Source organism: Prevotella sp. P3-122, from assembly GCF_002251365.1.
Classification (GTDB): domain Bacteria; phylum Bacteroidota; class Bacteroidia; order Bacteroidales; family Bacteroidaceae; genus Prevotella.
Genome location: NZ_NPJH01000046.1, coordinates 49,520 through 72,752, shown reverse-complemented (window position 1 = coordinate 72,752; position 23,233 = coordinate 49,520). Strand labels below are relative to the sequence as shown.

The following is a 23,233-nucleotide window of genomic DNA, read 5'->3' as shown; positions in this document are numbered from 1 at the left end:
GACCCAGATATGAGATTTGATGATGATATTTTCGATTTTGCCAATTTCGGCAAGGGCCAGGCCCCAGCCGAGCCAGAGGCAGCAATGGCCAGCGATGAGGGCGCAGATGCCGCAGACAGAGCCGAGGCCAAACGGGCACACCGACGTACAAAGGAGTGCACCGAACTAAGCCAGCGTTATGAGTACCGCCGTGCTTTCTCAGAGGTGAGAATGTTGGAGGCCATGAAGTATGTGCCATTGCAGGATGGCCACACCTACAATTTCATTACCGCTGGCGACGTAGATAGTTTGTCATTCCTGAAAGTGGTATTGAACCAGCACGATTTGGATTTCATGCTTTGCTCCACATGGTGTATGGCAGCAGAGGATATTTTGCAGATTCAGCAATGGTGGGAGGCAGGGCGCATTAAGAAATTCGATATGTACATGGGTGAAATATTCCCCGGCAGTTACAAAATCGAGTGGCAGATGGTCAAGAAATTCTATGCCGCCCACCCGGACGTTGGCCGTGCCGCCATCTTCAAGAACCACAGCAAAATTTACGCAGGGTGTAATGTAGCCGATGGGTTTTACTTTGGCATACAGACATCGGCAAATATCAATACCAATCCGCGAACTGAGCAAGGGAGTATAACAGTCGATAAAGGTATCTTTGATTTTTACAAAGATTACTTTGACGGCATAAATAGTTTTGAGAAATGACAGAGCAGGATCGAGACAAGCAAAAGGCCGCAGTTGTGGCAGAGATAGTCAGGAGCAAAGGTTTCAAGACCGTGGCGTGTACAAACGTCGGCCTCAACCCACGGACATTCAGGCAGTGGATGGCCGCCGATGCTGAGTTTAGGCAGGCCGTCGAGGATGCCGTGGAGATTGCCCGTGATTACCGCGACGATATGGCCGAAAAAAAGTTGTTTGAGAACGTGGAGGCAGGCGACGTGACCAGCATTATTTTCTACTGCAAAACCCGTCTGAAAAATCGAGGGTACACGGAAAAGGTATTGCCGCAGACACAGCCAGAGCAAGCACCGGCCCAGCCGACATTGCCAGAGCCTCAGATTGTGGATGGTGAGAAGATTGCCGCATCCATCCAAAAGAAGATTACGGCCAAAAAGACCTACATTGTTAAGTTGCTCAAAAAGCAAAACAAGTACACACCCGAATTGTCAATGCAGGTTAAGATTACGGCGCAGCTTTTGGTGAGGACAGAGATATTGGCCGAGCAGATATTTGATGCCAACCACAAGCCCGTCAATGTGGAGTTATCCCGTGAGGGCAACGAGCGTGAGAGCATCAGCCCAAAGGAAAAATTGTATCTGGATTTGCTGACCCAGAGCCAAAAGGCACTCAGGGCGTTGGGCATGAACACGGACAGCCGAGAGCGTAAGACCGACAACGATGGTTTTGCCGACTTTATTAACCAATTCAAGGATGAGGAAGAATGACCGAAGAAGAGAAAGTAAGAGAGCGACAATTTAAGGCCGATGTGGTGGCCGACCTGCAAAGGCAACGGCCATATCTGGCCACCCGTTACCGCCGTGCGCTGGATGATACCGACCCACGCATGGCACAGTATGTGTTTGGTGTGATAGACAACCCAGATGCCCACAACCTTTATGAGCATTTGGCCATCCGGCGTTTCTTCAAGATGCTGGATAAGTACGATTGGAAGAAAGGCCGCGTTAAGCGTTTCATCAAGTTTTATGAGGCGTTGCGTTTCAATGGTACGTCTGGCAGAACCCGATACAAGTTGACACCCGTGCAGACGTTTCAGTTTGCCAACATATTCGGGTTTGTTGATGCAATTGGCCGTCGGCTCATTCGTACTGTTTATATCTTTGTGCCGCGTAAATTTAGCAAAACCACGTCAGCTGCATCATTGGCTGTGTTTGATATGCTATTTGGCGACAACAATGCTCAGGCATACGTTGGGGCAAACAGTTATGAGCAGGCCAAAATTTGCTTTGATGAGATACGGGCAATAATGCAGGATATTGACCCAGCCGCCCGACATTTCCGCGTGAACCGTGAGAAAATCACCTTTAAGGACAGAGGCCGTGACAGCCTCATCCGATGCCTCACGGCCAACGCTAAGACGCAGGACGGTTTACACGCCTCATTGGTGATAATGGATGAGTACGCCCAGGCACGGAACACGGCAGGAAAGAACGGTGCAGACCTCAAAAACGTGCTGACATCTTCGATGGGACCACGCCGTGAGCCGTTGACGATGATTATTACCACGGCCAGCAACGTGATAGATGGCCCGTTTGCCCATGAGTTGGAGGGCGTGAAAAAGGTACTCAGAGGCGAGGCCGAGGCCGACACCATGTTTGCCTCACTGTTTATGCCCGACGTGGACGATGAGGAAAACGACCCCCACACATGGGCAAAGGTGCAACCCCATTTAGGCATAACAGTACAACCCGATTTCTACGAAAAGGAATATGAGACCGCCCAACTGTCAGCCGAGAATATGTTGGCGTTTCGTACCAAGTTGCTCAACGTGTTTGCTGTCAACGATGAAACGGCATGGCTACCAGAGAAAGTTTGCCAGAGCCTCATGGGAGATTTCGACATTAACCATGTGCAGGGAAAGCCATCGTGTGCCGTGGCGTTTGATTTGTCGGTGCATGATGATTTCAGCGCAGTATCATATACAATATATCTGGAGGCCAACAAACGCTTTTACACCCATACCGACTATTATTTCCCGGAGGGTGCATTGCCCGGACACCCCAATGAGCAGCTTTACAGGCTATGGCACGAGGCAGGGCATTTGAAGTTGTGCAAGGGAAAGAAGATTGACGTGAGGCAGGTGGGCAATGATATATTGGCACGATCCAAACGTGTGCGCATTATCCGAATCAGTTATGATGCCTATAAAGCGCAAGATTTGGTGAACATCTTGCGAGTGTTGGGAGGCCCAGACACGTTGCAGCCATACAGCCAGACCAACGGCAATTTCAATTTGCCCGTCGAGAGTTTTGAAATGATGGCCTACAATGACCCACCCCAAATTATGCTCAACAACAACCCCATCAATCTGTATTGCCTGATGAATTGCGTAATTGACGAGGATAGATTGGAGAATAAGAAGCCAATGAAAGTGAGCCAATATAGAAAGATTGACGGTGTGATTACGTGCCTAATGACAATTGGAGCACTCTATTCATACGAACGATAAGTTAAAGTTTGTTAAATATTTTTTGATGGCTGTTTTGCTTTGTCCTACATTGTTTTGCTTTGTCCTACATTGTAAAGCGACCATTTTTAATATGTGTATCTTTGCGGCACAAAACTTTGCAAAGATATGAATTTTCCTAAATGGCTGAACCCTGCAACATGGTTTTCCAGAGAGGAAACCATTGTTGAGACTGGTACGGAAGAGGTGGCAACAAACACCCAATCCGCACCCGATACGCCGCGCACGGGGGGTTACAGTTATTGGGAACTGTTAGCAGGTGGTGGAGACAGCACCGCATTGTCAATTGCAACTGTGTACCGTTGCGTTAATCTGTTGGCCGATAGTGTGGCCGTTTTGCCGTGTCAGTTCATGAGGCAGAAAGATGGCCGCTTTGTCATAGATACCAACAGCCGATTGTATTACCTTTTGAACGTGCAACCCGATTTCACTTTGAGCGCGTTTGATTTCTGGCGTTTAGTAGTGCAGAGATTGTTGATGGACGGCAACGCCTACATCGTACCCATATACAACACCGCCACATTGGATATTGACCGTCTGGCGTTGTGTGGCCGCGCCACAGTGACCCACGACACAACCAATGACACGTACACCGTCACGGATGCCGACAACGGGATTTATGGCGTGTATGATGAAGATGAGATTATCCACATTAAGGGCATGAGCGTTGACGGCAAGCATGGTGTGAGCGTATTAACGTATGCCCGTCTTACATCAAATATCGCTACCACAGGCGATGCCGAAACGCTTAAACGCTTTGCCAATGGTGGTAACGTCAGAGGTATCATTTCCAACGATAACAGCGTAAGAGGTTTTGGCGAGTACCAGGATGAGGAATTGGAGAAAACGGCAGTTGATGTTGATGGACGTTTCCAAGCAGGGCAACACATCGTATCTTTGCCCGGTCAAGTCCAATTTACTCAGATGTCGATGAGTTCAGTGGATATGCAGTTTTTGGAGAGCCGCAAATTTACGGTCAGAGAGATTTGCCGTTTCTTCGGTGTGCATCCATCGTTTGTTTTCGACGATACCAGCAACAATTACAAATCGGCTGAAATGGCAAACGTGGCATTTCTCAATAACACCCTCAACCCTATTTTGCGAAAGATTGAGGCCGAGTTGTTGCGTAAGTTGGTGGCCCCGACGCTGGCAACCAAGCGAAAGTTTGAGTTTAACCGCCAATCGCTTTATGCGTGTGATTTGGAGAGCAGAGGAAAGTATTGGAAGCAAGTTATTGAAACGGGATTGTACACCGTAAATGAGTTGCGCCGTGAAGAGAACAAGCCCGATGTGGAGGGTGGAGACACGGTGTTAGTATCTGCCAATCTGAAATCCATTACCAATCTGGCCGCAGAAGGAGAACCGACACAGACAACAGAACCCGATAAGAACCCCAATGATAACAAGAAAAAGGAGGACAGCGAAGATGAAGAATAGGAACCAAATAATCAGGCGGCAGATGTTCACGGTTGCAAGCCTGCAAGTACGTGAAGCCGCCGAGGGTGAGGCCCCCAGCCGAATCATTGAGGGGTACGCCATTCTTTTCAACGTGCCATCCGCTCCATTGTGGGCAGATGAGGACAGCGAAGCCAGAGAGGTGATTGCCGCAGGTGCAGTGACCAAAGAACTGTTAGACGGTTGCGACATCAAAATGACGATGTTTCACAATCGGCAGTTGCTTTTGGCACGATCGAACAAGGGCGCAGGTACATTGACGTATGAGGTTGACGATAAGGGCGTGAAGTTCAGTTTTGAGGCCCCCAATACAGTCGATGGTGACAAGGCATTGGAATTGGTAAGACGTGGTGACATTGGTGGGTGCAGCTTTGCATTTACCACACGTTATTACGACGATGCTTGCGTCGAGCGCAGTGCCAAGGTGGTGAATGGTACGACAATGATAACGTACACCGTGAAAGCCGTTACGGGCATTTACGATTTCACCATCACTGACAACCCGGCATATCCCGATACATCGGTTGAGGCGAGGGAGTTTGTGGCAGTACTGAAAGCCCCAGAGACCCCCGAACCCGAAGCCCCAAAAGACGATACGAAAATGCGTGAGCAATTGCGCGAAATGCGTTGCGCCGCAAATAGTAAGTTATTATAAGTTTAACCCCCTAAAATCACAGTTCAATGAAGAAAAACAAGTTGAATGTGCGCGAATTGGTCAATCAGTACCAGACCAATTGCGACCGTATCCGCGAAATTGCCGATACGTGCGAAAAGGAGAAACGTGAGCGCAACGAGGCTGAAACCACCGAGTTTGAGGCCCTTTGCCGCGACAATCAGTTGCTCCAGATGAAGATGCAGGTGGCGACCGCCGAGCATCTGCGTGAGAACCCAAACGCCGCAGAGGAAGCAATTACCCTCATCCGCGAGAACGCGAAGAACGGCAAGAAGTCGGAAATTATTTTTGTCCGCGACATGATGATGGTTTCCGACGTGAACGCTGGCGGCATCATCCCCCTCAACATTCAGGACATTTTGAAGCCCCTGCAAGAGGGTTTCATTCTGGACAAGGTAGGTTTACCCATGCCCACGGGATTGGCTGGCGATTTCGTTTGGCCAATGTATGAAATGGTAGAGGCTCAGATTGCAGGAGAGGGTGTTGCTTTGAGTGACACCAAGATTCCGTTCAGCAAGATGACCGCCGCCCCTGAGCGTGTCGGCATTGCCATCCCCGTGACAAACCAGAGCCTCAACCAGAGTGCAGGTGTGCTGGAGATGATTGTGCGTGAGGTCATGCCGCTGTCGATTCGTCTGTTGCTCAACAAGATTCTGTTTAGCACGGAAAAGGTCAACAATGCCACCAACCTCATCGGCCCCTTTGCCGCCATTGCTATCAATGCCGCCAAGTCGGTTTCACAGCGTGACAAGAAGATTCCGGGCATTGTGCAGCTGGCTCATGTGCCCACGTTTGAGCAGCTCAACGCCCAGATGAAGGCCAAGGTGCTTGAAACGGGTATTGAGGGAAGCCACCTTTGCTGGATTATGACCAAGAGCATGGAGGCCATTTTGGAGGGTACGCCCATCAATAAGGATGGTATCTTTGTACCCATGATTCAGAACGGCATCCTTTGCGGCCTGCCAGTGTACACCACCAACGCCATCCGTAAGACCACGACAGAAAGCGACACAACCACTGTTACTGAGTTCATCGGATTGGGTGATTGGCGTTACCAGCCTATGGGCCTGTTTGGCACAATTCGTTTCATCGTTGACCCGTATTCCCAGGCGCGTAAGGACAGCGTGGATTTCGTACTCAACACGGACTATGGCACAAAGACCATCCGCAATGAGGCGTTCCTGTTGGGTCAGGTGGCCGCATCCTAAAACTTTTCTTTCTGTTCATACGATAATAAATTAAAGTTGGTTAGTCAATGGCAGCAGTGGATTTGGCACTCTTCAAAAAGCACGTTAGGGCAGACGATTTTGCCGATGATGATGATTATATGCAGCACCTTTTGGATGCCGCAGAGATAAGCGTTATCATGGCAACCCACCGCACGGAAGATGAGTTGAAAGCCATTGGAAACGGTGAGATACCAATGCCCGTTGTACAAGCGATTATGATGTTGGCAGCCCATTGGTACAATCAGCGTGAGAGCGTAAGCACAACGCAGTTGCACCAGGTGCCTGATTCACTGTCTGCATTGATTAAGCCATACCGAAAGTTAGTGAGAGACAAGGAATGATTGCAGGACGCATGAAATACAAGTTGGCATTATTGATGCCCAGCACGATCGAGAATGATTTTGGCGAGGCCAAAACCACCTACGAACAAACGCGCATTGTCAATGCCGAAAGGGTAAAGAACAATGGTCGCAGGAGTGAAGAGGTTGGTGAGCATTTCCCCGATTATAATGCTGAGTTTAATATCCGAGACGCGCACCCCGTCGATGAAAATTGGCGAGTACAGCAATTGGGTGGACATTTGTACACCGTCACAAACATCATTCCCAACATTGACAAAGGTATGAAAACACTGATTTGCGAAAGAGTTAACGAGTAAGCCGATGAAGCCCGAAGAGTACACAGGCAGAGAATGGGATGAACTGTTGCGTGAAATGAATGGCACGCAAATCAAGAAATCCCTACGTGGGGCCATCCGAGCCGAGGCACGGAAATCCCAGAAGATAGCACAGGGCAAATTAAGTACCAGCGGCCTGCAAGTCAAGGGCAACACGTCGGATTGGAAAAAAGGTATCAGGGTACGCATCTACCCCGACAATAAAGGCGCAGGTTTCATGGTTACGGTCAAGGCGAGAGCCGCCAGTCGTAAAACGGGAATGGGTGAGAAGTCCATGCACGAAAATCGCTTTGGATTTAAGAAGCCGATATTGATGTGGGCAGAAGAGGGTACAAAAGGCCGCAAGACCAAGACACAGACCAAATGGGGCCTACGGAAACGGAAAGGCCACGGCACGGGCAAGATGGGTGCATATCATTTCATGGATGATGCCGCACCTGAAATGTTCCAATCGGTTGAGGCAGGATTGACACCAGAAATCGAGAGAGTCGTGCAGAAAGTGGCGAGGAAATGCGGTTTTGTTTAATCTATAAAGGAAGCATCAAGATATGACATCTTTAAGCGTTGGCAAGATAATACGCAGTATGATGATGGCCGATGCCAGCATCAAGACCAAGGCCACAAAGGTTTTCCCGGTTGTGACCGACAAGGCCAATTTGCCATATATTGCGTATCGCCGTGCAGGCATTGAACCTAAGCCGTTCAAGGGGGGCAATGCCGACACCGTGACTGTTGAGGTGTTGGTGTTCACAGCCGACTACGAAAGCGGCGTTGAACTGGCCGAAGATGTGCGCCGTGTGCTGGATTGCCAGCAGGGCGAGATTGACGGCCTCACAATGCGCTCATGCACGTTGGCCGATGGTGAAGAGGCATACCAAGATGATGCCTACGTTCAAAAGTTAGTATTCACAATTAAAGCATAAAAGCAATATGAGTTACATTAATGGTTCAGATTTGTTGCTGAATGTAGGTGGCAAGGCCGTCGGCCATTGCACGACACACACCACAACCTACAACAGCGAGACGAAAGATCGCGCCGTTAAGCCCGTTGCATCCGCTAAGAAATCCGCTGGATTGTGGAAAGGCAAGGGCGTTACGGGCCTCAGCATTTCCATCAGTGCAGAGGGATTGCGCTATTACACCGAAACAGAAAACGGCTTTAAGCAGATTGCGCCATTGTGGGGCAAAGGCCAGAGCGTTGAAGTGCAGGCGTTCGAGCGTGAGAGCGACACTCTTCCCTACCTCAAGGGAAAGTTTGTCATTTCCTCAATCGAGGAGACCAGCCCGGCCCAGGACGATGCCACTTACACTGTCAATCTGGAGAACGATGGCGAGCCTGACATCTACCCCGGCAGCGAAGATGAGGGCAGCAGTGGAGATAGTGTGTAATCTATCTAATCCGAGCGAATTATGGCAAAGATTGAGATTATAATCAACGGCAAGCATTACCCCTGTCGGCAAACGATGGGGGCAATGCTCCGTTTCAAACAAGAGACGGGCCGCGAGATTACCGAGATTGAGCAGGGCAATTTCAGCGACATTTGCACATTCCTTTGGTGTTGCGTTGTGTCGGCTTGCAAGCATGACGGCGTTGAGTTCGGTTTGTCATTGATGGATTTTGCAGATAGTATTGACCCAGACACAATGACAGCGTGGAATGAAGCCATACAAGGCGAGTCCCCAGCAGCTGAGGCAGATGCAGATGGCGCAGATGCTGAAAAAAAAAGTTAGGCATTTATGAGGTATTGGGTGTGGCCATTTCCTGCATCGGTTTGTCATACGACGATTTTTGCAGGCTGACCCGTGAAGAGTTCCAACACATTTATGATGCCTACCAAGAAAGGCAAGAAAGTGAGTACCGTATTGAATGGGAGCGTATGCGTATGCTGGCAGCGATTGTTATACAGTCGCATTGCAAAAAGAAGATAACCCCACAAAAGTTATTGCCGTTCCCATGGGAAAGCAAGAAAAAGGCCGACCACCCAATGCCGACCGCCGAAGAGGATAAGGCAAGGTTAGAGAGCCTATTGAAACGCATTAATAAGTAACAGCAGATATGGCAAAAGACGTAAAATTTAATATAAAGTTACAAGTTGACGGCAAAGATGTGGTTGTGCAAGCATCTACGAACGTCAAGCAGCTGGCCGATGAGTTAGGTTTAGTGCATGATCGTGTGACCGCCGCCGACAAGGCTTTTATTAAATGGACACAAAGCGTCATGGCCATTAGTGCCGTTACTAATTCCATCCAACAAATATCTGGCGTACTCAACACCCTCACTGAAGACAGCCGTACATTTGGTGCAGCCATGAAATCCGCCAACACTATGGCTGGAAAGGATGCAGAGGGGTTTGAGCATCTTAAAGACCAGGTTGCCGAATTGTCTAAGACCATACCAATGGCCCGCGACGCATTGGCTAATGGTTTGTACCAAGTAATTTCAAACGGTGTTCCCGAAGATAATTGGATTGATTATCTAAGAACGTCGAGCCGTTCCGCTGTCGGTGGCATTGCCGACGTTGGCGAGGTGGTCAAAGTTACTTCGACTGTCATTAAAAACTATGGTTTGGAATGGTCAGCCGCCCAAGATATTCAGGACAAGATACAGTTGACCGCCAAGAATGGTGTAACATCGTTTGAACAATTAGCCGCCGCCCTGCCATCTGTTACAGGCCAGGCAGCGCAATTGGGCGTATCATTCACGGAAATGCTGGCAGTGATGAGTACGCTGACAGGCGTAACGGGTAACACGTCAGAAGTGGCTACGCAGCTTGCAAGTGTGCTGACCGCATTAACAAAGGAGAGCAGTAAGAGCCAGAAGATGGCCGAGGAAATGGGCATATCGTTCAATGCTGCATCCATCAAAGCCGCAGGTGGTTTGCGTAACTATCTGCAAGAGTTAGATCGTACCGTTACGGCATACGCCCAGAAGTCCGGCCAACTCAAAGAATCCATTTACAGCAAACTTTTCGGACGTGCCGAGGCATTGCGTTTGGTCAATGGCCTAACGGGAGAAATGGCCGCTAAGTTTGACGAAAACATTGCCGCACTGGATAACAGTGCAGGAACGATTGACAAGGCATTTGCCACGATGAGCAGCACGGGAGCAGCCACCACGCAGATGCTCAAAAATCAGTTTGCCGCCGTCACTGACCTCATTGCCGGGATTGTCGGAGGCATACAGCCGTATTTGAATTTTACGACACAGTTGGGCATGACCATTCTAAGCGTTACGAGCCTGACAAAAGCCATTAAGGGCCTCAATCTGGCGCACGGCATTATGATATTGCGTACCAATGCCGGAGGTATTGCAATGCTGGCATTTGGCCTGAAAGCCAGCCGAGCCGCCGCGTTTACCCGTGTGTTTAGTGCAGCCCTCAAATCGGGCGCATATTCAGCCACAGCGTTTAAGATAGCGTTGAGAGGTTTGATGATTTCAACGGGTGTTGGTGCGCTCATTGCAGGTGTGACGTGGGCAGTCGAAAAGTTGGTTGATGCTTTTGATGATGCCAGCGATGCCGCCGACACAGCGGCAGAAAAGATTAACGTTGTGGCCGACACCGCCCAGCAAGCACAACAAGCATTTACCAATGCGCAGTCTGAAACGTACAGTCGTCTAATGACCAAGTACACCGAATTGCAGGCAGCATGGAAAGCCCTAACAACCGCCCACGCAAAAGCACAGTGGATTAAGGATAACCGCAAGGCGTTTGAGGAATTGGGATTGAAGATTAACAATGCCAAGGATGCCGAAGATGCTTTTGTCGGCAATACCGATGCCGTTGTGCAGTCATTTGTTGCCAGAGCCAAAGCCGCCGCACGTCTGGCACGGCTCACAGAGGAATACCGCATACAGATGGATTTGGCCGATAAGATTGCCCAATCCGATGAAGATTACCGCCAGCAAAACACCGTGCAGACGGGCGAAAGAGTTAGACGTGATGGCGAATTTTCTTCCACGGGTGGCCACACAGTCAATGGCGGCAACGAGTATGTGAATAACGATGGTCATTGGGTATATACCGATAAGGGCGCAGCACTCCACAACAGCCGTATCGGGCAGAACCCATCCAACCAAGCCGACCGCGACGCGCTGAAAGCATCCCAGCAGCGCAGTAAGAAAATTGAGGGCGACATTGCAGCCGATGCCCGGAAAACCACAGCCAACAACAAGCCAACTAAAACGACACATGGTAACGGCAACAACTCAAATGGCGACCCCAACACAGACAAGATTATTGAGGGAGCACAGAGTTATGCAGACCTGGCCCACAACGTAGGTGTGTATAAGAAGCAGTTGGAGGCAGCAGACCCGGCCAACAAAGAACTGATTGCCCGTTTGCGTGAGCAGATGGCAGCGGCAGAGGCCGCATCACAAGCCTCACAAGATGTGGTAAAAGGTTGGGATTTGTCGAATCCTGACACGATAGAAGAGATTGATGAGGCCATCAGCCGCCAGCAACAGTTGAGGAAAAAGGCCACAGCCGATAATCTGGCACAGTACGATGCCGAGATTGCCCGTCTGCAAAAACTAAAAAAACAGATGGAGCAAAATGCCAAAGTGCCGACCCCGACCGACCAAATACAAACGTATGAGCAGCTGGAAGAGGCATTGAGCATCTACAATGACCGCCTAAAGACCGCCACAGACAATGAGCGTGAGCAAATACAACTCCAAATTAACGAGTTGGAGAAATTGCGTAAGAAATGGGATGATACGTTGGCCGACCTCAAAAAGCCTGGCCCAATCGGAACGCTCAACACCATTCAGGAATTAGACGATGCCATTACATATTATGGCAACCTGCAAAAACGGCAGAGTGCCGAAGAGATTGCGGCCACCCAGCGCACAATTGAAGCGTTGGAGAAAAAGCGCGATGCCCTGCAAAGACCCATTCAATTGAAGTCAATGCAGAAAGAAATTGATGAGATCAATGCGTTAAGTGGCCGTGAGTTCAGAGTGAAGATTAAGGGCATTGGTTTTGACGCGCTGACTGAAAAGATACGCGAGTTGCAACGGCAGCTCAACGACCTTGATAACCCACCTACCGAGAACCAGCGTAAGCAAATCGAGGGCATGATTGCCGTTTACGAGGATTGGCGCAAAAAGTCAATCATGGCGTTTGACACGGCAAAGAATGGTTGGGATGGTATCAAAGGCATTGGCAATTCCATTCAGAACATTACCGATGCTTTGGAGAGCAACGGCAACGCATGGCAAAAGACTGTTGCACTCATTGATGCCTTCATCGGTTTGTATGAGGGCATACAAGCCATTATTGGCATCATCAATATGTTGTCGGCAGCATCAGCCGCCCACGCCACAACAAAGGGCGTTGAGGCAGGTGCAGAGACCACAGAGGCTGCAACACGCGAGGCAGCGACCGCCGCCAACATCGTTGCATCAACCGCCCAGATTGCTGCAAACAAATTGGAAACAGCATCATGGGCAGAGTTGGCAGCGGCCATGACCTTTGCCGCCCACGCTGCAATACCATTTGCAGGTACGGCCATTGCAGCCGGAATGATTGCAACCCAGCAGGCATTGATTTTGGCCGCTGGCATACCTAAGTACGAAAAGGGTGCTTTGGCATTTGGCCCCACGTTGGGCATATTCGGTGAGTACGCAGGAGCAAGCCACAACCCGGAAGTGGTGGCCCCGTTAGACAAATTGCGCTCCATGATTGAGCCATCAGAGTCCTTTGGTGGTGAAGTGCGTTTTGTCATTGATGGTGACAAGTTGGTTGGCATACTAAAGAAAAAGAACAAAGAGAGCAAACGCAGTTAAACGATGAGCAAGTTTTTACGATACAGAGGTGAGTTTATGAGCCGCGCAGGTGTTGTGTGGCGCATTGACATTATGCAGGAAGCCGATGCCGCTTTTGACAGCATCGGTGCGCTGACCTTTGAAGCAGAGGAAACGTTGCTCATGGAATGGGAAGAGAAAAGCAAAGAGGAAGTATTGCAGGGCTGCATGGCCACAATACAAGTGGAAAGCCCCGGCGATAGAACCTATGAAGATTTATATACGATCGAGGTTGGCCGCATCCGTATGGACGTGTACCGTAACAACGTGCTTTATTGGTGTGGTGCGCTGGATGCCGAGTTTTACGAAGAGCCATATGAGCGTGCCAGCAAGTACCCCGTGAGCCTCAAATTTTCCGATTTCGGTGTGTTGGGCAGACTGAAATACGATTTGTCGGGTATGCGAACGCTGAAAGAGATTGTGACCTATTGCCTGCAACGTGCAGGGCTGACAGCCGACATTGACGAAAGTCTGATTAGCACTTGCATATCTGGAAGCACCCCAATGAGCCTGAGCAGCCTGAAAGTACGCAGCGATAATTTCTATGATGAGGACGGTGAGGCCAGCACCCTGCAAGAGGTGTTGGAGGGCATTTTGCAGCCGTTGGGATTGCGTATGATACAGCGTAATGGCAAGGTGTATGTGTACGACCTCAACGGACTTTACACCAATGGCCAGGCGAAAGCCCTGCAATGGGATGGTGACAGCCAGACGATGGGCGTTGATGTTGTTTATAACAATGCCAAAATAACATGGTCAACGTATGCCCAGAGCGGCAATTTGGCCATTCAGGAATGTTGGACTATTGAGACCGACCCCAATTTGATTGCGTTGAACAATCTAAGTGGTGGCAGTTACAATGGGGCAAGATATTTCAGTTACCATTATTCGCAGGATTATTGGGATTGGGCAGATGGCAGCGACGCCGGATTTACAATCTGGATTAGTCGCACGGGCAAAAATGCTGAATTGCTCAACAGCAACATCAATTTCTTCAAGATAGTGCCTCAGTATGATGGCAGCGATGCCGAGGGCATTGCCATCTATTTCACGGCCTGTTTGTATTGGAAAATCGGCAATCGTAAGAATTACACCGCCCAGATACAAACAGCCGGATATGGTGAGGGCCATTTACCAGGCGTTTACAATGCCATTACCACACCGCTTTTCCGTAACAATCCGATATGGTTGCCTCCCGTGTCCAATGCCAGCAAACTTTGTGTTCGTGTTGGTTTAGATTTGCTCATTGACCCCCGATTTAACCCCTTTGAAGAGGGCGTTAATTGGATGAAGTGGATGGAGCAGAAAGATTGGTATAATCAATGGAACAGCAGAGGCAATTATTTTTATGTGCCTGTTGTAATAAAGTTCACAACCGAAAGCGGCCAAACATATGTATGGGATAACCGAAACATTATTGGTCAGGACGTAAAAAATGCACAAATCAGCACATTGGGGCAGACATACGGCCAATGGGTATCTTACAATGGCAATGACAATGCCCCCAACGCATGGGGTTATCTGGCATATTACCAGCCCGACGATAGAGCCGAGAAAAGCGGCGTGTTAGGTTGGAGAAAAAACCGCCCGGCAATCAATCCACACACGGGCAAAATCATTTCCGTGCTGGCCAATTGCAGCGATGGCCAATATATACCATACCCTAACTTTGGCGGCGAAGGTGGAAATCTTACCGTGCAAGTACACGCAGGTGGATGGATGATAAGCGATGGCAATGCAAACGTATCATCTTCGCAGGTGATGAACCCATACGAACTATGGCAAAAAATAAATTGGGCATTGGTAAAGTTACCAGAAATTGAGGTGATGAACAATGTGCAGTTTGACGCGCCCATCAACACGGACGATGTGGAGTATAAGGCCACAATCAATGAGAGTGCCAAGGAGAGTTTGGAGATTGACACCATTTGCGGCAGCAGCTCCAAGGGAGTGCCGACAGCCAGAGGCGCATATTTCAATACTACAACGGGCAAACAGATTACCAGCCTGACAAGGGCAGGGCGCACAACACAAATCGAAGAGTTATTAATTGGTACACTTTACAGTCAGTTTGCAGACCGCCGTACTAAGTTGGAGGGCGAGGCCGTGATTGCCGCCGATGGTGTTGTGGCATACACAGAGCAGAACCAGCCCGGCAAGGTATTTTTGTTGACAGCTGATACGCAAAACGCGATTGAAGATGTAAGCCAAGCCGTGATTGTTGAATTGCGGCCCGACGAATATAAAAAGGAGGGTGAGGCATGAGTAAGAAAATATATAAGTCCGAGGCCAACGAGAGAACCGCGAAGCCCAGAGCCAAGCGATTGAGAGAGTTGGGAGGTATTGCCGCAGGTGGAGGCAGTACCGTTGTCAGCGTGACCAGCAGCGGCAACATTTCCGAGAGCGACGGCCACACCCACGCCAACAAGTCAGCGTTAGACCAGATAAGCACCGACAGCCAAGGTTATGAGTATCTGACAAGGTTAGTTGAGGTGGAGGTGGAAACGACCGACCCCGAAACGGGTGAGACCACAACTGAAACCCAATGGCAGAGTAAGACCGAGAAAGTCAAGGCAGGTTTTGCCGATTTCGCACAAGACCTCACACCCGACAGCCCCGTGCGCCAACAATTCCTGAGCCGTATTGCAGACGATGTGGCACAGGGCAAAATTACATTTGAGCAGGGATTGATTGCCGTTGGTATGGCCATATTCCAAGATGGTTCAGAGTTTGGCGAGTTTGTCAAATCTTTATATGCTGGCAAGGGCGCAGGTATTGACAAAGACGGCAATGCAGAGTTTGAGAGCGTGAGGGTACGCACATACTTTGAGGCCGTTGAGTTAATCATCAACCGACTGTCAGCCATCGAGGGCGACCAATTGTTGACTGAGGCCGACACAATCGAGAGAGTTGTGGATTTGGGCGACAATTGTTATGGCCTATATTTGCACCCCAAATGGGAGGGATATTTTACCGCCCAAGCCGTCGGCAATGTGCTGAAAGGTATTATCAATAATTTGGGTGCAATAGCATTGGGCATGACGGGCCAGGGAAACGCCGCCATGTACACCTCATGGATGAGGGTAAACAGCGTAAACCCCACGCTCAATTACATTGAGGTGACGATGTACCCCGACGATGAGACCCCAGCCGGAAAGAACTTTTTGCCGTGCGAGTTGATGAAGATTGCCCGATGGGGCAACCAAACCGATAAGACACGCCAAAGCTGCCTTTATCTGTCAAGCACGGAGGGGCGCATTGTGCATTTGAATGGTGTGACAAAGCCCATCATTGACCAATCCAACTATGCAGCCACCTTTGGCACGATACCAGAGTTTGTTAAGCACATGACCGACCGCGATGGAAACCCGTTACCATTGCGCGACAATCTGGATTACGTTTACATCGGTGGACTCATCGTGCAGGACGTAATAAGGGTTGATTTCCAAGGCAAGCCGATTGTTACATACGTTGATCGTGGCCAATGGTATGCAGCCGCCAATTATTATTGCGAGGCCAAGAACCTCACGACGGGCGTATGGGAAACAAGCGATGTGTGGTACATGGGTTGCAAATATCGGTGTTGCAAGAATCTGACAAAGACCGCCCCGGCATGGAACAATACCGATTGGGCAATGGTGGAGGGCAACCCCGATTTCACGGTTGAGTTTGCCGATACTGATTACCTTTTCGACCCCGACCGATTTGCCGTTACATTGACCATCATTGCCAAACTCCACAACATTGATGTGACCTCCGACATTCTGGATGCCGATGTGATATGGACACGATACAGTGAAGATGATAAAGGCGTTGAGCGAGTGGCCAGCGATAACGCATGGACATTGAAACGGGCAGGTGCAGGTAAATCCATAAATCTGACAGCCGCCGACGTAGATTTCAACGGGTATGTGCCAAGGGTGTTGAGGTACACGGCCACGGTGACATTGCGCGACGGCATGGGTGAGACAGCGGCCACAGAGAGCGTTAGTTTTGAGTTTTAACATATAAGCAGCTGAATATATGAAAACAAGAAGATTTGATTTTAACTTTAAGCCGTTGCAGGTTAGCCGCACGATTGCGGTTGATGGCAGCGTACCGGCCCGACAGACGTATGATGCCGAATCGGGATTGTTTACGCCTGATTACACCCTCACGCCCCTCATTATCCAACCGAGAATCGGGCGCATGGATAAGGACGAGATTTTGACATCGGGCAGCATTAACCATCTTTTGGCTAATGTGCGTTGGTATGAGATTATTGATGGTGCTAAGACCCTCATTGAGACTACCAATGCAGATTATGAGATTACAGCAAGCGGAAACGATGCCGGACGTATTAAGGTAAAAAAGAACGCAGAGCCTCAGCACCCGATTACGCTGGAGTTTTATGCCGAGTACACCGACAGCCGTACAGGGCAGTTGTACGTCATTCAAGACACATTCCACATCATGTGCAGGAACTCCACGGCATTGCCTGAGTTGTTTTTGGATGCCGCCGACCAAACCATTTATGACCCCCTCAATGACGTGGCCGACCAGACCGTGACCGCCAGCCTTAAATTAGGTACAAAGGAGTGTGCAGTGGCCAATCGTCTTTTCGTGTGGGAACTGTTACGCGACGATGGCACATGGTCAGTTGTAGGCGCAGAACCAGCATTGGATTATTGCATTGACGTGGCCGCCGATGGCCTCAGTGCTGTTGTGCATCGTGACCTCATGGGCGCATCTTTGGCTTTGCGTTGCAGAGCGAAATATGACCCAGAGGGCAACCCAGCAGCCATTACGCTCAACGATGGAAGCCCCTGCAAAGTGGTGGAGTTTGTGCGTCGAATCCACAAGTATGATTTTGACATCGTAGATTGCCCCGTGAATATCCCCAGCGGAATGTTGGCTATTGCCCCACGCGCATCTATTTATGACACCCACGGAGAGATTGCCAACCCCGAAAGGGAGTTGTTGGTGCTTTGGTATGTGGCGACAAACAAGGCCAGCGGTGCATTGTCGTACAGCCTCATTGCCCACGGCCAAGAGCCTGATATGTTATCCACGTCAGCCATGAACGCCCAATTTGGTGCAGTGTACGGCATTGACGTTAAGGACATCGGCCCCGTGGCAGCATGGGAAGATGGCGACGGAAAGTTGTTTGAAGACGGCGACGGAAACATCATTTTAATTCACTAATAAAAATATCGAGATTATGGCACGTTACATTAAAGCAAATCCGAAAGTTGCAGCTTATTTGCATCTGGAAAATGACCGTCTGAAACTGAAAGATGGCAATTACATTCTTTGGCAGGGCGATATGACAGCATTTGGCCCATTGCCTATGCTCAACGAGACATTAACGCAGATTGGCGGCATTGCCCTCATGCCCCATGAGGCCAAGCAAGAGCAGGATGGCAAGTACAACCGACCTTTGCCCGTGGCCACCGATGAGCGTTTCATCATGGATGAGGCCAAGGCAGACCCCGAACCACAGACGGGTAATGAGGCAGAAGCCGTGACCAATGAAAACGGAGAGGGCCAGGCCCCAGCAGCAGCCAGCACCGAAGAGCCAACAGACGATGAGGGCGATGGCGATACCTACGAAGAGCCAACCGAAGCGAAAGCCGAGGGCGAGAGTGAGGCAACCGAATCTGACAACTCCAAAACAGAATAAGCCATGAGCAGTGCATCAACAACCAGAACCATCAAATTTGTGTCTAAGGCTGGAACGTATGCCGCCGTTATCATGTGTCCTGATGGTGACATATACCAGGAATGGGAGGGCAGCACCAGCCAAGTAACGGGTATCTACCCCAATTTTGAGGTAACGAAACCCAAACTTTATTTCGTATGTACGTCGAGCCGTGTGGCCGAGGGTGTTGCAACGCCCGATGCCATCAATTTCTATTTCAACGGCACACTCATTCAGTGGAATGGCGATACCAGCACGGGAACATTTGCAGGGCTGTTTAAGAAGATTGCCCCGGCAGGTGACAACCTTTATTATGGTATTCAGATTGTCAAGAACATTGCACAGGCCGCAGGTTTTGCGCCAGCCGTCATTAAGATGGTGGCCACCGTGTCATACGGCACTCAGACTGACCAAATCGAAGCATCGTACAATATTCCCATCCAACAGGCCACGGGCAACGGAATCCGCGTGACGATCGTAAGCCCCGACGGAAAGAACTTTGTTATTAACGACAAGGGAGGCAGTTGTCAGTTAAAGGCAATGGCCTATCAGAAAGGCACGGAACTCACGGCCAATCTTTCATACGTATGGGAGCAGATGCAGGCCAGCGGATGGGTAGTATTGACGGGTAAGACAACCCAGACCATTACCGTGCAGGACACCGACATCAACAGTTACGGTGAATTTCGCGTTACCGTCAACCGTGGAAGCGGAGCGAGTACGGAGGAATTGGGCAAGGACATTCAGGGCGTTATGGATGCCAGCGACCCATTGCAGATTGACCCACACCCCAGCCCCGAAGATGAGGCTATCACAGAGGACACCAGCGGCAACGGCACTGTCACGTACACGCCCGTTGTGGTCAAGCGAGGAACAAGCACCAAGGCGTTAGACACCACGTTTTATTTCGTGGTCAAGGATGCCGTGGGCAATTACCTCAACCCCGGCAGCATGGGAACGGACAAAGCCACAGAGACCGTGACCAGAGCGCAGTGTGTTCAAGCAGGTGGCGACGTGTCAATTACAATCACATCAAAGGACTAAAGCCATGCCAAGCGTTACCAGAATAGTTAAGTTTATCCGTAAGGGTGAAAAAGGTGACGATGGCCGCAGTGTATTGGCCGTTGACGTGGAGTATGCGCAAAGCACATCAAACGTCACGGCCCCCACTACGGGCTGGAGTACCGATGCCCCAGAATGGATTGATGGGCAATACATCTGGAGCAGAACGCGCATTGATTATTCAGATGGTGAGCCTGAATATACCAACCCCGTTTGCATAACGGGTGGCAAGGGTGGCACGGGCAATGGTGTGGTTGATATTGTCGAAGAGTATTACAGAAGCACAAGCTGGCAATTCCTAATTGGTGGAAGTTGGTCAACGTCACGCCCGACATGGCTAAATGGTTATTACATCTGGACGCGCTCACATATTGTTTTGACCGACCGCGATTATTACACAACGGCAATTTGCGTAACGGGTGCAAAGGGTACGAACGGAACAAACGGCACTACTTATTACACATGGATTAAGTATGCCCCAGCCAACCCAATTATTACCCATTGCGGCATGACCGACACACCCGATGCCAACACCGCTTTTATTGGTATAGCCAAAAACAAAACAACATACGTTGAGAGCGACGATGTGAATGATTACACATGGGCACAAATACGTGGTGAAGACGGAAAAGACGGAAAAGACGGTGAGAATGGCGAAGATGGAACGAGTGTAAAGGTCGAGGGTACGTTGCACGATTGGAAACCAAATACAAGCGGTTATAATAAAGTTGATGCCGAGGTGTGGGCAGTTGACGCCCCATTTTGCATTTACTATTGGAGCGAAACCGAAGAGCAGTATATCCAAACAACCCCAACAGATGGTGATATGTATGTTGTAAGTGCGGAGAGTGCAAGCACATACGCAGGACATTTACTAATTGCCGATGATGGCAAATGGGTGGATTTGGGCAACCTGCAAGGCCCCAAGGGCGACAAGGGCGACAAGGGCGACAAGGGCGACAAGGGCGACAAGGGCGACAAGGGCGACAAGGGCGACCGTGGCCCAGCACTCCGAGGCCCCCAAGAATGGACAGATGTGGCCGTTGGCTATAAGTTCTATAAAGGGGCAGAGGACGAACCAAATTATGATGTGGTTATCTACGAAGATAACTATTATTCATGCGTGAAAAGCCACGTCAAGACCGCCAGCAATTACCCCACAAGCGATGACGACAATAACAACGGATATTGGCAGCTTGCTGACAAAATCGAGATAACCGCCACGAAACTTTTGCTGGCCACATACGCGTTAGTTAAGAATTTGGGTGTTGAAGTGATTGAAATGAAAGATGCCAGCGGAAACACCGTATTTCTGGCAAAGGATGGCATAGTAACGTGCCAAACGGGAACATTCAATAATATCACGGTGCAGAGCGGCACGATTGCAGGTTTCAAGGTGAGCGGCAACGGACTGACAAACGACCCATTCACGAATGATGCCTACATCATATTTCGCAATGACAGCAAAAAGGCGTTTGCAGGCATTGGCGGCAACGTACTCCCGACCTCATCAGGATTGAGAGCCATGGCACGGTTTGAGAATGAAGACACAAGCGATCAATGGGGAATCGGTGCTAATTATGCCCTCATACTGTCTGCAAAGAACGCCGCCAGAAACTATGCTTTCATAGGCAGCGGCAATGGTATTCTGGACGGGTACATTGCAGGTTTCTCATTCCACAAGTACACCATTGCAGCGGCCAACACGATTTATCAGGGTGATTTGGTGTTGAATCTGAAAAAGTCAAACCAATTCATCGTGCATTGCGAGTATGGCAATTCGGGCGTTTGTTTGCCCAAGTTAAACGCAGTATGTGAATCGTTAGGCATAAAAAGCGGCACAAACTTTTGCCTCAAAATTACCATCATATCCGATTTAAGCAATACCCAGAATTGGAGTGTATATGGCCGAAACAAGAAAAAGAGCAGTTCAAACACATACCCGTGGAACACTGAGCAATTGCCATTGCTGACACATTGGGACGGCTCAAATTGGGATGATTGCGCAATGGGCAGCGGCGACAGCCTGCAAATCATGTTGGTGTATGACAGCAGCCGAACCCAGACAATTAACGGATATACTACCAAGTACACAGCGAGAATTATTAACAGACAAAATTAAGTTTAACATTAAAAAATGCAATTATGGCAAAACAGACAAAGAAACTGACAGCCCAAGCAACTGTTACGACTGTCACCACGGCACAGAAATTCCCAATGACTGATGCCAACGGCAATGTAACACTAATTACATTGGCCAATCTGAAAGCCGCTTTAATGGGTGGCATCAACCTCAATTCGCTGGAGGATGGCGTGTTTATCATGACCCATCGTAAAAGTGACGATTACCCCATCATGTTCAAACCCCACAAGTGGACGGCACAGCAGAACGCAGGAGAGGTGGCCGACGGTGTTGTGGTAGTCGAGGGTGGCCATGTATTAGTCGTGGCCCCGACGGAAAGCACAACCAAACTTAATTGGGGCAGTGCCAACGTGGCAGGTGGTGGTGTGACTACCAGCAACCGAGAAACCGCTTACAGCGATTTTGCAGGTAAGGCGAACACGGCCAGCCAAATCACCCATGCCGAAATGAGCGGTGAGGGCTATGCCCCCGGCTTCTGTCACGCTTACAGCCGTGTGAACGCCAACGGCAAAGGTTTGACCGCTGGCAAATGGTGGTTGCCATCGTTGGGCGAAATGATGATGATTTATGCCAACATGACAAAAATCAATTATGCTTTGTCGCTCATCGAGGGTGCAACGCAGTTGGTGGAAGATGCCTATTGGACTTCGACCGAGGACAGCGCGACCAACGCATGGCGTCTGAGCCTCGGCGACGGCGGCATGCGCACCAACACTAAGGCCACGAGCACGCATCGAGTGCGCCCCGTCTCAGCATTTATTTCTTAATCTTCAAACTTTAATCTTTAACCTTTGCACCCGTCGCAAGACGGGTGCATTAAACAAAAGCAAGAAAGCAAATGGGTAATCAATTGAAATTGGTATCGAACACGCGAATCTATCTGGATGCACGGGCGTTGCTGGATGAGATATTGGATATTATGCCGAATTTCCCACGCGCCTATAAATTCAGTGTGGGTGCAAAAATGCAGGATTTGGGCATTGGACTCATCGAGGACATTGCGGCAGCTTACATGGATAAACCCAACAGATTGCGCCACCTCATCGTGTTTCAGACCAAATTTGAAACATTGAAAACCCTAATGCGTATTGCAGGAGAAAGGCAATGGATTAAAGGTATGGGGCGGCACGCACATATCATTGAACTAATGGACGCGATAGGCAAACAGAGTACAGCATGGAAAAACTCAATGACCGCCAAAAAGGGAGTTGAGCAAATGCCGGAATCGGAGAGTTAAGACAAACCGAGTGTGCAATCCGTAATAAATGGGCCGTGTACCGTCATTCACGGTTAAGAACAAGACAATA

General features: G+C 49.6%; 22 protein-coding genes. All 22 read left to right on the top strand.

Annotated elements, in window-relative coordinates; translation table 11 throughout:
• The first annotated feature begins 9 nt into the window (after positions 1–9).
• The 22 genes from CIL02_RS08840 (at position 10) to CIL02_RS08730 (ending at position 23,163) form a co-directional block, all read left to right on the top strand.
• A complete protein-coding gene (locus CIL02_RS08840; RefSeq protein WP_094401005.1) occupies positions 10–702 on the top strand; it encodes a hypothetical protein in 693 nt (230 codons plus the stop codon).
• Positions 699–1,442 carry a hypothetical protein gene (locus CIL02_RS08835; RefSeq protein WP_094401003.1) on the top strand — a complete coding sequence of 248 codons (744 nt, stop codon included), beginning with the start codon at positions 699–701 and terminating at the stop codon, positions 1,440–1,442. Before CIL02_RS08840 ends, CIL02_RS08835 begins: the two co-directional genes overlap by 4 nt.
• Positions 1,439–3,184 carry a terminase TerL endonuclease subunit gene (locus tag CIL02_RS08830; RefSeq protein ID WP_094401001.1) on the top strand — a complete coding sequence of 582 codons (1,746 nt, stop codon included), beginning with the start codon at positions 1,439–1,441 and terminating at the stop codon, positions 3,182–3,184. Before CIL02_RS08835 ends, CIL02_RS08830 begins: the two co-directional genes overlap by 4 nt.
• Positions 3,185–3,310: 126 nt before the next feature.
• The gene (locus tag CIL02_RS08825; RefSeq protein WP_094400999.1) at positions 3,311–4,639 is read left to right on the top strand and encodes a phage portal protein; all 1,329 of its coding nucleotides are present in this window, start codon (positions 3,311–3,313) and stop codon (positions 4,637–4,639) included.
• A complete protein-coding gene (locus CIL02_RS08820) occupies positions 4,629–5,312 on the top strand; it encodes an HK97 family phage prohead protease (protein WP_170935053.1) in 684 nt (227 codons plus the stop codon). Before CIL02_RS08825 ends, CIL02_RS08820 begins: the two co-directional genes overlap by 11 nt.
• Before the next feature lie 26 nt (positions 5,313–5,338).
• A complete protein-coding gene (locus CIL02_RS08815) occupies positions 5,339–6,538 on the top strand; it encodes a phage major capsid protein (protein ID WP_094400995.1) in 1,200 nt (399 codons plus the stop codon).
• A 47-nt stretch (positions 6,539–6,585) separates the two neighbouring features.
• Positions 6,586–6,900, top strand: coding sequence for a head-tail connector protein (locus tag CIL02_RS08810; RefSeq protein WP_094400993.1), 315 nt, complete (start codon positions 6,586–6,588; stop codon positions 6,898–6,900).
• Positions 6,901–6,911: 11 nt separating this feature from the next.
• The gene (locus CIL02_RS08805; protein WP_206073478.1) at positions 6,912–7,217 is read left to right on the top strand and encodes a head-tail adaptor protein; all 306 of its coding nucleotides are present in this window, start codon (positions 6,912–6,914) and stop codon (positions 7,215–7,217) included.
• A gap of 4 nt (positions 7,218–7,221) precedes the next feature.
• Positions 7,222–7,761, top strand: a complete 540-nt coding sequence (locus CIL02_RS08800; protein ID WP_094400989.1) for a hypothetical protein — start codon at positions 7,222–7,224, stop codon at positions 7,759–7,761.
• A 22-nt stretch (positions 7,762–7,783) separates the two neighbouring features.
• Positions 7,784–8,158, top strand: coding sequence for a DUF3168 domain-containing protein (locus CIL02_RS08795; RefSeq protein ID WP_094400987.1), 375 nt, complete (start codon positions 7,784–7,786; stop codon positions 8,156–8,158).
• 7 nt (positions 8,159–8,165) lie between these two features.
• Complete coding sequence (locus tag CIL02_RS08790) at positions 8,166–8,624, top strand: phage tail tube protein (RefSeq protein ID WP_094400985.1); 459 nt, start codon at positions 8,166–8,168, stop codon at positions 8,622–8,624.
• A 21-nt stretch (positions 8,625–8,645) separates the two neighbouring features.
• Complete coding sequence (locus CIL02_RS08785) at positions 8,646–8,966, top strand: hypothetical protein (protein WP_141210183.1); 321 nt, start codon at positions 8,646–8,648, stop codon at positions 8,964–8,966.
• Positions 8,967–9,007: 41 nt separating this feature from the next.
• Positions 9,008–9,283: a hypothetical protein gene (locus CIL02_RS08780; RefSeq protein WP_141210182.1), complete on the top strand. Its 276-nt coding sequence runs from the start codon at positions 9,008–9,010 to the stop codon at positions 9,281–9,283.
• Positions 9,284–9,291: 8 nt separating this feature from the next.
• On the top strand, positions 9,292–13,023 hold the full coding sequence (locus CIL02_RS08775) for a phage tail tape measure protein (RefSeq protein ID WP_094400979.1): 3,732 nt from the start codon (positions 9,292–9,294) through the stop codon (positions 13,021–13,023).
• Between the two features lie 3 nt (positions 13,024–13,026).
• A complete protein-coding gene (locus tag CIL02_RS08770) occupies positions 13,027–15,306 on the top strand; it encodes a hypothetical protein (RefSeq protein WP_141210181.1) in 2,280 nt (759 codons plus the stop codon).
• On the top strand, positions 15,303–17,045 hold the full coding sequence (locus CIL02_RS08765) for a hypothetical protein (protein WP_094400975.1): 1,743 nt from the start codon (positions 15,303–15,305) through the stop codon (positions 17,043–17,045). The genes CIL02_RS08770 and CIL02_RS08765 overlap by 4 nt, the downstream gene beginning before the upstream one ends.
• A gap of 19 nt (positions 17,046–17,064) precedes the next feature.
• Entirely contained in the window at positions 17,065–18,225 is a 1,161-nt protein-coding gene (locus CIL02_RS08760) for a hypothetical protein (RefSeq protein ID WP_141210180.1), read from the top strand.
• A 16-nt stretch (positions 18,226–18,241) separates the two neighbouring features.
• Positions 18,242–18,703 (top strand): hypothetical protein, encoded by a 462-nt coding sequence (locus CIL02_RS08755; RefSeq protein WP_094400971.1) that lies wholly within the window; start codon positions 18,242–18,244, stop codon positions 18,701–18,703.
• Between the two features lie 3 nt (positions 18,704–18,706).
• Positions 18,707–19,765 carry a hypothetical protein gene (locus CIL02_RS08750; RefSeq protein WP_094400969.1) on the top strand — a complete coding sequence of 353 codons (1,059 nt, stop codon included), beginning with the start codon at positions 18,707–18,709 and terminating at the stop codon, positions 19,763–19,765.
• A gap of 4 nt (positions 19,766–19,769) precedes the next feature.
• On the top strand, positions 19,770–21,905 hold the full coding sequence (locus CIL02_RS16030) for a hypothetical protein (protein ID WP_141210179.1): 2,136 nt from the start codon (positions 19,770–19,772) through the stop codon (positions 21,903–21,905).
• Positions 21,906–21,928: 23 nt separating this feature from the next.
• Complete coding sequence (locus tag CIL02_RS08735; RefSeq protein ID WP_094400963.1) at positions 21,929–22,693, top strand: DUF1566 domain-containing protein; 765 nt, start codon at positions 21,929–21,931, stop codon at positions 22,691–22,693.
• Positions 22,694–22,764: 71 nt separating this feature from the next.
• Complete coding sequence (locus tag CIL02_RS08730) at positions 22,765–23,163, top strand: four helix bundle protein (RefSeq protein WP_094400961.1); 399 nt, start codon at positions 22,765–22,767, stop codon at positions 23,161–23,163.
• Positions 23,164–23,233 lie beyond the last annotated feature (70 nt).